Here is an 11927-nt window from a genome sequence, read left to right on the forward strand (position 1 = left end):
TCAGGCCAGGGCCAGCACGCTGTCGCGGGCCTGGCAGTAAGGCGCCCAACCGGCGAGGGTGGCCGGGTCGGCGGGCATGTTGCCCTGCCGCGGGCGCAGGGCGGCGATGCGCTCGGCGCTGCCGGCGGCCACCGCCGGATGCCAGCGGTCGAGGAGCTGCACGGCCAGGTCGGGCCGGTTGCACACCAGCACCATGTCGCAGCCGGCGGTGTGGGCTGCGCTGGCGCGGTCGACGATGTCGCCGGCGACGCTCGCCCCTTCCATCGTCAGGTCGTCACTGAAGATCACGCCGCCAAAGCCCAGCCGACCGCGCAGCACCTCCTGCAGCCAGAAGGGCGAGAAGCCCGCCGGGCGTGGGTCGATCTTTTCGAAGATCACGTGGGCGGGCATCACGCCGGCCAGTTCGCCGGCCAGCAGGCGGAAGGGCTGCACGTCTTCGGCCCAGACCGCCTCGAAGCCGCGGCCATCCACCGGAATCGCCACGTGGGAGTCGGCCTCCACCGCCCCGTGGCCGGGAAAATGCTTGCCCACCGCGCCCATGCCGGCATCGCCGAGGCCGGCAATTAGGGCGCGGGCGAGCTCGGTGGCGACCAGCGGATCGCGATGAAAGGCCCGGTCGCCGATCACCGAGCTCACCGCATAATCGAGGTCGAGCACCGGCGCGTAGCTGAGGTCGACGCCGTGGGCACGCAGCTCGGCGGCCAGCACGAAGCCCGCGTGGCGGGCGGCCGCCTTGGCCGCGGCCGGATCGGTGTTCCAGGCCTCGCCGAAGCGGCGCATCGCCGGCAGGCGGGTGAAGCCCTCGCGGAAACGCTGGACGCGGCCGCCTTCGTGGTCCACCGAGATCACCAGGCCCGGGCGCACCGCGCGGATCGCCCCGGTGAGGGCCCGCAGCTGGCCGGGCTCGGCGTAGTTGCGGGCAAACAGGATCACGCCGCCGACCAGCGGGTGCTGCAGGATCTCGCGCTCTTCGGCGGTGATTTCATGGGCGGCCACGTCGAGCATAACGGGGCCGGCAGGGCGATGGGATGGCTTCATGGCTTTTCGATGACGGCAAAGGCGACGACGTAGTCGGTTTCGTCGGAGAGGCTCAGGTGGGCGTGCAGCCCACGCTCGCGCATATGCTCGGCCAGGGCCGGGGCAAACTCGAACAAGGGCTTGCCCAGGGCGTCGTGCCCCACGCGCACCGCGTGGAGCGTGGCCGGCGCGGCGACGCCGGTGCCGAGTGCCTTGCCGAAGGCCTCCTTGGCCGCGAAGCGCTTGGCCAGCAGCCGGGCCGGGTCGGGCGCGGCGGCAAAGGCGGCGCGCTCGGAGGCGTCGAGGATGCGCTCAGCAAAGCGCGCGCCGTGACGCTCGAGCGCGTCGGCCAGGCGCGCCACCCGCACGATGTCGGTGCCGACGCCGTGGATCACGGCCGCAGGCCGCGTTCGGCGCCCTCGCGCATCAGGCGCTTCATTTCGCGCACGGCCTCGCGCAGGCCAGTGAACACCGAGCGGCTGATGATGGAGTGGCCGATGTGCAGCTCGCGGATGCCGGTGAGGCGGGCGATGGGCTGAACGTTGTAGTAATTGAGGGCGTGGCCGGCGTTGAAGCGCATGTCGAGGCTACGCACGGCAGCCCCGGCCTCGGCGATCCTGGCGATCTCGGCCAGCACGGCCGGGCTCTCGGCGTCGCGGCCGGCGGCGTGGAAGGCGTGGGCATAGGGCCCGGTGTGGATCTCGCAGACCTTGGCGCCGATGCGCGCGGCGGCCTCCACCTGGGCGACATCGGCGTCGATGAAGACGCTGACGATGATGCCACGGTCGGCAAGACGCGCCACCGCGTCCTTCAGCTGCGCCTCCTGGGCGACGATGTCGAGGCCACCCTCGGTGGTCACCTCGTGGCGGCCTTCGGGCACGAACATCGCCATCTCGGGCTTGATCTCGCAGGCGATGCCGACCATCTCGTCGGTGGCGGCCATCTCGAGGTTGAGCTTGATCTGGGTGAGGTCGCGCAGCTTGCGCACGTCGGCGTCCTGGATGTGGCGGCGGTCTTCGCGCAGGTGCACGGTGATGCCGTCGGCCCCGCCCAGGTGGGCTTCGACAGCCGCCCACACGGGGTCGGGCTCCCAAGTGCGGCGGGCCTGGCGCAGGGTGGCAACGTGGTCGATGTTGACGCCGAGTTCGATCAAGACGGATCTCCGGGAAAGGCAAACAATTCGGTGAAGACGCGGCGGGACTGGAGCACCTGCCCGCCAAGATAGTGCTGGATGAGCCGGCGCATCAGCGCCTTGGCGCCGGCCAGGGTTTCGGGCTCGCGGAAATCGCCGCGGGCCATGTCGAGGAGCACCCGGCCGGCCACGACCGACGGGTCGTCAATGCCGTATTCGTCGAGGGGCACCGCGCCGCGCTCGATTATATAGGCGTAGCGAAGCTCGGGACGGACCGGCGCGCCGTCTGCATCCGAGTCCAGCTGGAGCCCGTAGCCGAGCTCCTGCAGCAGCGCCAGCTCGAAGCGCCGCAGGATAACCTCCTGCCCCTCGCCCGCCGCCAGCGCCCGCAGGGCATCGCCGTAGGCGCGGAACAGAACGGGGTGGGGGTCTTCCCGCGGCAGGAGGCGCATCAGGAGCTCGTTGAGGTAGTAGGCGCACAGCAGCGCCTGCCCGCCCAGCAGCGGTTGGCCACCCTGCCATTCGGCGCGGACGAGGGTCTTCATCTCGCCACCTCCGCTCCAGTCGATCAGGAGCGGCTGAAAGGCCATCAGCACCCCGCGCAGCTGCGACATGGGCCGCCGCGCACCCTTGGCCACCAGGCCGATCCGGCCATGGTCGCGGCTGAAGACCTCGACGATCAGGCTTGTCTCGCGGTACGGGTAGCTGTGCAGCACGAAGCCCGGCTGCTGGTCGATGCGTTGCCTGGCGCTCATGGCCGTGCCACGACGCCGGGCTTATTCGTAGCCGAGGCTCTTGAGCGCGCGCTCGTCGTCGGCCCAGCCGCTCTTGACCTTGACCCAGGTTTCAAGGAACACCTTGGATTCGAAGAGCTTCTCCATCTCGAGGCGGGCCTCGGTGGCGATGCGCTTGAGGCGCTCGCCGCCCTTGCCGATCACCATCGCCTTGTGGGCGTCGCGGTCGACGATGATCGCCGCGTGGATGCGGCGCAGGCCGGGCTCGGCCTCGAACTTCTCGATCTCGACGGTCATGCCGTAGGGGAGCTCCTCGCCGAGCTGGCGGAACAGCTTCTCGCGCAGGAATTCAGCTGCCAGGAAGCGCTCGCTGCGGTCGGTGATGTCGTCGGCGTCGAAGATGGGGTCGCCTTCGGGCAGATAGGGCTCGGCGGCCTTCAGCAGCGTATCGGTGTTGCGGCCCTTCTCGGCGCTTACCGGGACGATCTCGGCGAAGGGATAGACCGCGCTCATCTTCTGCAGGAAAGGCAACATGCGGGCCTTGTCCTCGAGCAGATCGGCCTTGTTGACCACCAGGATCACCTTGGCGCCCTCGGGGAGCAGCTTGACCACCTGCTCGTCCGCCGGGCCATAACGGCCGCTTTCGATGACGAACAGCACGAGGTCGACGTCGGAGAGCACCTGCGTCACCGTGCGGTTCATCGCGCGGTTGAGGGCGTTTTTATGGCGGGTCTGGAAACCCGGCGTATCGACGAAGATGAACTGGGCCTGCCCCTCGGTCAAGACGCCCGTCACCCGGTGGCGGGTGGTCTGGGCCTTGCGCGAGACGATGCTGATCTTCTGGCCGATCAGGCGGTTGAGCAGGGTGGACTTGCCCACGTTGGGGCGGCCGACGATGGCGACGAAACCGGTACGGAAAGACTTGTCGGCGGCAGGTTTGGATTCGGTCATGACTTTGGCAGGAGTTCCAGCGCCCGCTGGGCGGACTGCTGTTCGGCAGCGCGGCGACTCACGCCGATGCCACGGGTCTTGAGGCCGAGGCCGGTGATCTCGCACTCGACCTCGAATTCCTGTTGGTGAGCCTCGCCACGGGCATCGGCGAGGGAATATTTGGGCAGAGGCATGCGCCGCCCCTGAAGCCATTCCTGGAGCGCCGTCTTCGGGTCCTTGAGCGCGCGGGCGGGGTCGAGACTGGCGATGGACGACGCGTAGAGCTGATCGATCACCGCTTTGGCAGCCTCGAAACCGGCGTCGAGGAAAACCGCCGCGAAGATCGCCTCGAGGGCGTCTGCAAGGATGGACGGGCGGCGGTGACCGCCGCTCTTCATTTCGCCCTCCCCCAGCCTCAGGTACTCACCCAGCTTCAGGCCCTCGGCCAGGCGATGCAGGGCTTCCTGGCGCACGAGGTTGGCACGCAGGCGGGACATGTCGCCCTCGCGCAGCTCGCCGAAACGCTCGAACAGGGCGATCGCCGTGACACAGTTGACGATGCTGTCGCCGAGAAACTCCAGCCGCTCATTGTGGGGCGAACCGAAGCTGCGATGGGTGACCGCCTGCTGGAGCAGCTCAAGACGGGAAAAACGGTGGCCGATGGCCTTTTGCAGGGCGTCGAGCTTCATGCGCTTCGCCTAGTGACTGTCGGCGGTGGACGCACTGAAATCGATGAGCAGGCTCACGTTGCCGAACAGCTTGACCTTGCGGGAGTATTCAATGGACATGACGATGCGGCCGTCTTCCTTGGTGATGTCGAGGTCGGAAGCGGTGATGGTGGTGACGTCGTCGACCATGGCGCGTTTGGTGAAGGCACTACGGAGTTCGGAAACGGTCGCCGTCTGGGGGTTCGCTCCACCCACGACGGCCGTCATCGAGCGCTTGACGCCCATGTACTCGGAGACCACCGGGATCAGCTTGAGCCCGACCAGCAGCAGGGCCGCGAGCACGGCACCGCCGATCATCACACCGATCAGGCTGACCCCGGACTGAGATTTATGTTTCATGATCAATGGAAGCTGCCGATGCGCTTCAGGTCACTGAAGTTGAACCAGATGAAGAAAGCCTTGCCCACGATGTTTTCTTCCGGGACGAAACCCCAGCCCCGGCTGTCGTAGCTCCCGTCCCGGTTGTCACCCATCATGAAGTAGTGCCCAGCCGGAACAGTGCAGGAAACACCGCGATTAGTATAGGTGCAGTTCTCGCGGAAGGGATACTGGATGCTCGGCGACACGAAGGGCGGTGCGTCGTTTTCCACGATGATCTTGTGCTCGACCGCGCCGAGCTTCTCGGTGAAGCGCGGCGAATAAAACAGTCGCTCGGCGTGCAGGTAGTCGCCATCCGGCGACTGGGCCATGGCCTGACCGTTGATCGTGAGCTTCTTGTCGATGTATTCAACCTTGTCGCCCGGCAGCCCCACCACCCGCTTGATGTAGTCGAGGGAGGTGTCCTGCGGGAAGCGAAAGACCATCACATCACCCCGCTTGGGCAGATTCACGTCGACGATCTTCTTGTTGATCACCGGCAGGCGGATGCCATACGTCCATTTGTTCACCAGGATGAAGTCGCCCACCAGCAGGGTCGGGATCATCGAGCCCGAGGGGATCTTGAAGGGCTCGACTACAAAGGAGCGCAGGCAGAACACCACCAGGATCACCGGGAAGAAGCTGGCTCCGTACTCGACCCACCAGGGGCTCTTGGCGCCGACGCTCCGGCGCTTGCTCGCGACGAAGTGGTCGAGGGCCCACAGGGCCCCGCTCACGAGGAGCAATATGAAAAGAATCAACGCGAAATTCACGCAAGCACTCCTGCTGCCAACCCGAGGGCCGGCTTATTTACCTTCGTCAACCCGCAGCACGGCCAGGAAGGCCTCCTGCGGAATTTCCACGTTACCGACCTGCTTCATGCGCTTCTTGCCCTCTTTCTGCTTCTCGAGGAGCTTCTTCTTGCGGGTGATGTCGCCGCCGTAGCACTTGGCGAGCACGTTCTTGCGCAGGGCCTTGATGGTCTCGCGGGCGACGATGTTGGACCCAATCGCGGCCTGGATCGCCACGTCGAACATCTGGCGCGGGATCAGCTCACGCAGCTTGGCGACCAGCTCACGGCCACGGTACTGGGAGTTGGCACGGTGGACGATGATCGACAGCGCATCGACCTTCTCGCTGGAAACCAGCACGTCGAGCTTCACCAGGTCGGCGGCGCGGTATTCCTTGAACTCGTAGTCGAGGGAGGCGTAGCCGCGGGAGACGGACTTGAGCTTGTCGAAGAAGTCCATCACGACTTCGTTCATGGGCATGTCGTAGATCAGCTGAACCTGCCGGCCGTGGTAGAGCATGTCGACCTGGGCGCCCCGCTTCTGGTTGCACAGGGTGATCACCGGCCCCACGTACTCCTGGGGCAGGAAGATGACGGCCTTGATGATCGGCTCGCGCACTTCTTCCACCTTCGAGAGGTCGGGCAGCTTGGACGGGTTGGAGACCTGCTCCACGGTTCCGTCCTTCATCAGCACTTCGTACACCACGGTGGGCGCCGTGGTGATCAGGTTCATGTCGAACTCGCGCTCGAGACGCTCCTGGACGATCTCCATGTGCAGCAGACCGAGGAAGCCGCAGCGGAAGCCGAAGCCCAGTGCCTGCGAGACTTCCGGCTCGAACTGCAGCGAGGCGTCGTTGAGGCGCAGCTTCTCGAGGGACTCGCGGAGCTGGTCGTACTCGTTGGATTCGACGGGGTACAGGCCCGCGAACACCTGAGGCTTGATCTCCTTGAAACCGGCCAGCGGCGTGGCAGCCGGCTTGCCCGCGAGGGTGATGGTGTCACCCACCTTGGCGGATTTGAGTTCCTTGATGCCGGCGATGATGAAGCCCACCTGCCCGGCCGAGAGCGTTTCCCGCGGCTGCGACTTGGGCGTGAACACACCCACCTGCTCGCACAGGTGCTGGTTGCCGTTGGACATGAAGAGGATCTTGTCTTTGGGCTTGAGCGTGCCATCGACCACGCGGACGAGCATCACCACGCCCACGTAGTTGTCGAACCACGAGTCGATGATCAGCGCCTTGAGGGGTGCATCCGGGTCGCCCTTGGGGGGCGGAATGCGGGCAATGACGGCTTCGAGGATGTCCTCGACGCCCAGGCCGGTCTTCGCGGAACAAGGGATCGCGTCGCTCGCGTCGATGCCGATCACATCCTCGATCTCCTGCTTCGCGCCATCCGGGTTGGCCTGGGGCAGGTCCATCTTGTTGAGGACCGGCACCACCTCGACGCCCTGCTCCAGCGCCGTGTAGCAGTTGGCCACGGTCTGCGCCTCGACCCCCTGGGACGCATCGACGACCAACAGACCGCCCTCACAGGCCGCCAGCGAGCGGGAGACTTCGTACGAGAAGTCCACGTGCCCCGGGGTGTCGATGAGATTGAGGTTGTACACCTGGCCATCGCGGGCGCGGTAACTCAGCGCCGCCGTCTGGGCCTTGATGGTGATGCCGCGCTCCCGCTCGATGTCCATCGAGTCGAGCACCTGCGCCTCCATCTCGCGGTCGGAGAGGCCGCCGCAAAGGTGGATGATCCGGTCGGCCAGGGTGGATTTACCGTGGTCGATGTGGGCAATGATCGAAAAGTTTCTGATGTGTTGCATGGGCCATGAAAAAGGGTGCCGGTGGGCACCCTTGAAAATTTGTTTGCCTGGCAAAGACTTGCATTCTAACCGATACGCTGGAAATGAGCACGAACCGCAGCTTCGTCGAGAAAGTAATGACACAGCTCAAGATCGCCAGCCAGCACCACCGGAACCTTCTCGCCCCACTCGGCCTCCAGCTCGGGGAAGGCATCCACGTCGAGCACCTCGACCTCGAAGCCGAACTCGCCCTGCAGGGGCTTCAGGGCATCGAGCAGATCGTGGCACAGGTGGCACCACTCACGGCTGAGCACGGTGAGACGGCGTTCAGCGTTCAAGGGTACGCACCGGAACGAAGGTCTGGGTGTCGCCCCGCTGCACGAGCAGGGTCACGGCCTGGCTCGGCTCGAGGGCAGCCACCAGGCGGCCGAACTGATCCGCCGAGCGCAGGTCGGTGCGCACACCCCGGTTGATGATGGCCAGGATCGCGTCGCCGGCCTGGATCTCGGAGGCCCGCGCCGACGCACTGCGCAACGCCTCGACCACCACGCCACCCGAGGCAAGCCGGCCATCCCGCCGCTGCTGTTGGTTGGGGTCTGCCACCACGATACCGAGCTTGTTGGGCGCGACCTCCGGACGCGGCATCGGCAGCACCGGCTTCTTCGCCCTGTCATCGGGCAGTTCGGCCACCACGACCTGCATCTCCCGCTGGCCACCCTTGCGCCACACCTGGACGGGCACCCGGGCACCCGGCCGGGTGCTGCCGACAAAGCGCGGCAGATCACCGGAAATGCCCACCTGGCGGCCGTCGAAGCGCAGCACGATGTCGCCCTGCTCAAGCCCGGCCTTGTCGGCGGGGCCGCCCTTTTCGACGGCACTGACCAGTGCGCCGACCGGCTTGTCGAGCCTGAAGCTATAGGCCAATTCGCGGGACACCTCCTGGATGACCACCCCGATCCGCCCCCGCTGCACCCGGCCATGCGCCTTCAGCTGGCTCTGAACCTCCATCGCCACATCGATCGGAATGGCGAACGAGAGGCCCATGAAACCGCCCGTCTGGCTGTAGATCTGCGAATTGATGCCGATCACCTCGCCCTTCAGGTTGAACAGTGGCCCGCCGGAGTTGCCCGGGTTGATCGCCACGTCGGTCTGGATGAAGGGAACGAAGTTTTCCTGGGGCAGCGAACGCCCCTTGGCGCTCACGATGCCGGCAGTGACGGAGTTCTCGAAGCCGAAGGGCGAACCGATGGCGAGCACCCAGTCACCCACCCGCAACTTCCCCGGGTCGCCCAGGCTGACCTTGGGCAGAGCGGTCGCCTCAATCTTGAGCAAGGCGACATCCGAACGCGGGTCGGCGCCCATCAGGCGGGCACGAAACTCCCGCTTGTCGCTCAGCTTGACGACGATCTCGTCGGCCCCCTCCACCACGTGAGCGTTGGTCAGCACATAACCGTCGGACGACACGATGAAACCGGAACCCAATGAGCGGTTGTCGGGGTCAAGCTTTGGCCCTCCGCCCGGTTGACGAGGCATGAAACGGCGGAAGAAATCGGACATCGGATCGTCTTCGTCAAGACGAGGCATGCCGGGACGCCCCTGGCGCACCGCCTGGGTGGTGCTGATATTCACCACCGCCGCACCTTGACGGTCGGCCAGCTCGGCAAAGTCCGGCAGCTCTCGCGCTGCAGACGCAGGCAACTGGGCTCCAGCCAGGACAAACAAAACCACGACCACAAAACGCGACAATCGACTCACCGCCCGCACTCCCCACCGGACGAGCCACCGCGTTCGAGCCGGACAGGCAGATCCTGGCTTCCCGCAGACCAGGGCAGACCGCTCGAGCGCACCAGCAGCACGGCCAGCCCGCCGCCAAGCAACGCACCGGCTCCGGCAATCAGATCCACACTCTCCGCCGGCGCCAGCGCCGTCCCCAGCGCGGCACCCGCGAGCACACCGAGCACCGGGGCCGCGTAAGCACGGAGGGCCGCCTTGAGGGGCAGGCCGTCTTCGATCACCACGCCGACCTGCTCACCGACCAAGGCACCGGCGTCATTCGCAACCCGCAAGACCTGCCTGGAAGCACCGAAGGGTTTCGCGATATTCACCCCGCCACAACCACCGGGTTCATTGCAGCGGCCACACCCCTGGGCCGCCGACACGTCCACCCAGGCGTACGCCCCCTCGAGCCGCCGCACGACGCCATTGACCTTCATCAGCGCTTCCGCATCTCGACGCCGTCCGCGATCCGCACCAACGCCTGGGGCGGGACCTCGCCGAGCACGGTGACCAGCCTGTCACCGATTGCCCGCCGGAAGATATTGAACGCACCGGAAGCACTCATGCCACTCTGCACATGATTCTTTGCCGCGAGGGGCTCGATGAACACCGAGATCGCCGCCAAGCCGTCGGAGAACACCACGTGATACGACTCGCCGTGCCCGGCACGGGACGGCCGCAGCACCGAAACCACCGGCCGGAACCCTGGAATGGTGTGACGGAAAGCCCAGCCAGTGTCCTCCACCTTGACCTCGTTGCCACGGGCATTCACGACCTTCCAGTCGCTTCCGCGGGAGAAACGCGGCCGCACCTTCTCCTTGTCGAAGGGCGCACCGATGTTGACCTCGGTAAATGCGAACTGCTCGACGGTCTCGCCCTTGTCGCTCACGATGCGGGCGCGCAAAAGCAAGCCTGACGCGACGTCTGCCCAGAAATGGTGGCCGAAGCGCATGTCGTCCTTCGGCTCGAGGATGATCTGCTGGCTCTCCATTCCGGCGATCCTCACGACCTCGCCCTTGCGGATGCGGTAGTGCTCGCCGAGGGCCGCCGGCGACTGGGGCAGGCGCGCCGGAAAACTCCGACGCGCGGAGGATTGGTCGATGATCAGCAGCTTCTGGTCAGGAAGAAAACACTGCACTTCCTCCTGATTGCGGACGACCTCCCGGGGGCTGCCGTCCAGCGCCTCCAGGCGTTCATGTTCGTCACCGTTGGCGTCGACGAAGTGCGCGATGCGCGACGTCTCGATGTTCTTGCCGCTCTGGTAGGTGAAGCTACCCGTATAGTTGAGCTTGTGGGCGGCATTCGAGATCCTGCCCAGCCAACTTATCGGATCCCCCGGCACCTGAGCTGCAACAACGCTGCTCCAGCACAGGGCGGCGGTCAGGACGATCAGGAAACGCTTCATCTTTCAGCGGCCACGCGGGTGTCCGAGACGGTACGCACATAATGGGCCACCCCGGGCATTCCTGCGGCAGGCGCCATAGCCTGATGCGCGAAGAGGTATTCCCGGTCCGACGATTCGACTGACGCCCGCGACACGCGCTCTACTGGCGCCGCACTGGCAACGACAGCCGCCTTGGAGCTGGCCATGCGCTGTACCTCGCCACCCTGACCGTTGAGGGTCATCGCCACCCAACCCACCGCAGCAACCCCCATCACCGACGCGGCGATCGGCATCAGCTTGCGGGCCCAGCCGGCGCTCTCCCGCCTCACCGGTGCCAGCACCGTCACTTCATCCGAGAGGCTCGCCATCACCTTGCTGGTGAAATCCGTAGACAGAGGGGTGTCTTCCCGCAGCACGTCGCCGATCAGGCAATAACTTTCCCAGTCCCGACGCAGGCCTGCATCCCGCTTGATGGACTCGAACAATCGCGAGGAAGCCTCCTCGTCCAGCGCGTCATCCAGCAGGGCAGAGACTCTTTCTTTCATCTTGTTACCACCTCTTGTTCGGAGCCGTATCCAGCAACGGCTTGAGCTTCTCGGAAATGGCCTCGCGCGCACGGAAGATCCGCGAACGCACCGTCCCTATCGGGCAATCCATGATCGTGGCGATCTCCTCGTAACTCAAACCTTCGATTTCCCGCAGCACGATCGCCGTCTTGAGCTCCTCGGGCAAGGCCTCCATCGCCGTGTTCACCGTATCGCCGATCTGCCGCGTCATCATCAGACGCTCAGGCGTGTTGATGTCACGAAGCTGGTCGCCGTCCTCGAAGGTCTCAGCCTCTTCGGAGTCGAAATCGGTGGACGTCGGAGCACGCCGCCCTTGGGAAACCAGAAAATTTTTTGCCGTGTTGATCCCGATCCGGTAGAGCCACGTATAAAAAGCGCTATCACCCCGAAACGACGGCAAGGCACGGTAGGCCTTGATGAAGGTCTCCTGGGCGATATCCTCCACCTCGGCGGGATCCCTGATCAATCTCGACAGCAGGCGAGCAAGCTTGCGCTGGTACTTCGCCACAAGCAGGCCAAAAGCCTGCTTGTCGCCGCGCTGGACACGCTCGACCAGCTGCTGGTCAACTTCGCGATCACTCATGGTCGGGGGGCATCTACCTTCGTTGTCGTGACCTGAACGGTCACCGACCTCGCAGTATACCCGAGAGCCCGCAAATCCCTTCCGAAGTACATCCATTGACCGGCCATCTGGCGCATAGTTCAGTCAGCGGAAGGGTTT

15 protein-coding genes are annotated in these 11927 nt (G+C 65.4%); all 15 read right to left on the reverse strand.

What is annotated here, in order from left to right:
* Positions 1-1038: a beta-N-acetylhexosaminidase gene (gene nagZ, locus ZRA01_RS05940; protein ID WP_246093289.1), complete on the reverse strand. Its 1038-nt coding sequence runs from the start codon at positions 1036-1038 to the stop codon at positions 1-3.
* Positions 1035-1412: a holo-ACP synthase gene (acpS, locus tag ZRA01_RS05945; RefSeq protein WP_141350233.1), complete on the reverse strand. Its 378-nt coding sequence runs from the start codon at positions 1410-1412 to the stop codon at positions 1035-1037. The genes nagZ and acpS overlap by 4 nt, the downstream gene beginning before the upstream one ends.
* Entirely contained in the window at positions 1409-2170 is a 762-nt protein-coding gene (locus ZRA01_RS05950; protein WP_141350235.1) for a pyridoxine 5'-phosphate synthase, read from the reverse strand. Before ZRA01_RS05950 ends, acpS begins: the two co-directional genes overlap by 4 nt.
* The gene (recO, locus tag ZRA01_RS05955) at positions 2167-2904 is read right to left on the reverse strand and encodes a DNA repair protein RecO (RefSeq protein ID WP_141350237.1); all 738 of its coding nucleotides are present in this window, start codon (positions 2902-2904) and stop codon (positions 2167-2169) included. The genes ZRA01_RS05950 and recO overlap by 4 nt, the downstream gene beginning before the upstream one ends.
* Before the next feature lie 21 nt (positions 2905-2925).
* Positions 2926-3834, reverse strand: coding sequence for a GTPase Era (gene era / locus ZRA01_RS05960; RefSeq protein WP_141350239.1), 909 nt, complete (start codon positions 3832-3834; stop codon positions 2926-2928).
* Positions 3831-4502 (reverse strand): ribonuclease III, encoded by a 672-nt coding sequence (rnc, locus tag ZRA01_RS05965; RefSeq protein WP_141350241.1) that lies wholly within the window; start codon positions 4500-4502, stop codon positions 3831-3833. The genes era and rnc overlap by 4 nt, the downstream gene beginning before the upstream one ends.
* Before the next feature lie 9 nt (positions 4503-4511).
* Entirely contained in the window at positions 4512-4880 is a 369-nt protein-coding gene (locus tag ZRA01_RS05970; protein WP_141350243.1) for a DUF4845 domain-containing protein, read from the reverse strand.
* A gap of 2 nt (positions 4881-4882) precedes the next feature.
* A complete protein-coding gene (lepB, locus tag ZRA01_RS05975; RefSeq protein ID WP_141350245.1) occupies positions 4883-5671 on the reverse strand; it encodes a signal peptidase I in 789 nt (262 codons plus the stop codon).
* Between the two features lie 33 nt (positions 5672-5704).
* Entirely contained in the window at positions 5705-7501 is a 1797-nt protein-coding gene (gene lepA / locus ZRA01_RS05980; protein WP_141350246.1) for a translation elongation factor 4, read from the reverse strand.
* Between the two features lie 65 nt (positions 7502-7566).
* A complete protein-coding gene (locus ZRA01_RS05985) occupies positions 7567-7818 on the reverse strand; it encodes a glutaredoxin family protein (RefSeq protein ID WP_141350248.1) in 252 nt (83 codons plus the stop codon).
* Positions 7808-9178 (reverse strand): Do family serine endopeptidase, encoded by a 1371-nt coding sequence (locus ZRA01_RS05990; RefSeq protein WP_281279842.1) that lies wholly within the window; start codon positions 9176-9178, stop codon positions 7808-7810. Before ZRA01_RS05990 ends, ZRA01_RS05985 begins: the two co-directional genes overlap by 11 nt.
* Before the next feature lie 53 nt (positions 9179-9231).
* Positions 9232-9693, reverse strand: coding sequence for a SoxR reducing system RseC family protein (locus tag ZRA01_RS05995; RefSeq protein WP_141350252.1), 462 nt, complete (start codon positions 9691-9693; stop codon positions 9232-9234).
* Complete coding sequence (locus ZRA01_RS06000) at positions 9693-10661, reverse strand: MucB/RseB C-terminal domain-containing protein (RefSeq protein WP_141350254.1); 969 nt, start codon at positions 10659-10661, stop codon at positions 9693-9695. The genes ZRA01_RS05995 and ZRA01_RS06000 overlap by 1 nt, the downstream gene beginning before the upstream one ends.
* The gene (locus ZRA01_RS06005) at positions 10658-11185 is read right to left on the reverse strand and encodes a sigma-E factor negative regulatory protein (RefSeq protein ID WP_141350256.1); all 528 of its coding nucleotides are present in this window, start codon (positions 11183-11185) and stop codon (positions 10658-10660) included. Before ZRA01_RS06005 ends, ZRA01_RS06000 begins: the two co-directional genes overlap by 4 nt.
* Positions 11186-11189: 4 nt before the next feature.
* Positions 11190-11789 (reverse strand): RNA polymerase sigma factor RpoE, encoded by a 600-nt coding sequence (gene rpoE / locus ZRA01_RS06010; protein WP_141350259.1) that lies wholly within the window; start codon positions 11787-11789, stop codon positions 11190-11192.
* Between the last annotated feature and the right edge of the window lie 138 nt (positions 11790-11927).

Origin of the sequence: Zoogloea ramigera, assembly GCF_006539865.1 — a bacterium.
In the GTDB taxonomy this organism is placed as follows: domain Bacteria; phylum Pseudomonadota; class Gammaproteobacteria; order Burkholderiales; family Rhodocyclaceae; genus Zoogloea; species Zoogloea ramigera.

Bases quoted from the DNA above. Each gene is read 5' to 3' on its own strand.
- nagZ (WP_246093289.1), bottom strand. From the start codon at position 1,038: ATGAAGCCATCCCATCGCCCTGCCGGCCCCGTTATGCTCGACGTGGCC.
- recO (WP_141350237.1), bottom strand. From the start codon at position 2,904: ATGAGCGCCAGGCAACGCATCGACCAGCAGCCGGGCTTCGTGCTGCAC.
- era (WP_141350239.1), bottom strand. From the start codon at position 3,834: ATGACCGAATCCAAACCTGCCGCCGACAAGTCTTTCCGTACCGGTTTC.
- rnc (WP_141350241.1), bottom strand. From the start codon at position 4,502: ATGAAGCTCGACGCCCTGCAAAAGGCCATCGGCCACCGTTTTTCCCGT.
- ZRA01_RS05970 (WP_141350243.1), bottom strand. From the start codon at position 4,880: ATGAAACATAAATCTCAGTCCGGGGTCAGCCTGATCGGTGTGATGATC.
- lepA (WP_141350246.1), bottom strand. From the start codon at position 7,501: ATGCAACACATCAGAAACTTTTCGATCATTGCCCACATCGACCACGGT.
- ZRA01_RS05995 (WP_141350252.1), bottom strand. From the start codon at position 9,693: ATGAAGGTCAATGGCGTCGTGCGGCGGCTCGAGGGGGCGTACGCCTGG.
- ZRA01_RS06000 (WP_141350254.1), bottom strand. From the start codon at position 10,661: ATGAAGCGTTTCCTGATCGTCCTGACCGCCGCCCTGTGCTGGAGCAGC.
- ZRA01_RS06005 (WP_141350256.1), bottom strand. From the start codon at position 11,185: ATGAAAGAAAGAGTCTCTGCCCTGCTGGATGACGCGCTGGACGAGGAG.
- rpoE (WP_141350259.1), bottom strand. From the start codon at position 11,789: ATGAGTGATCGCGAAGTTGACCAGCAGCTGGTCGAGCGTGTCCAGCGC.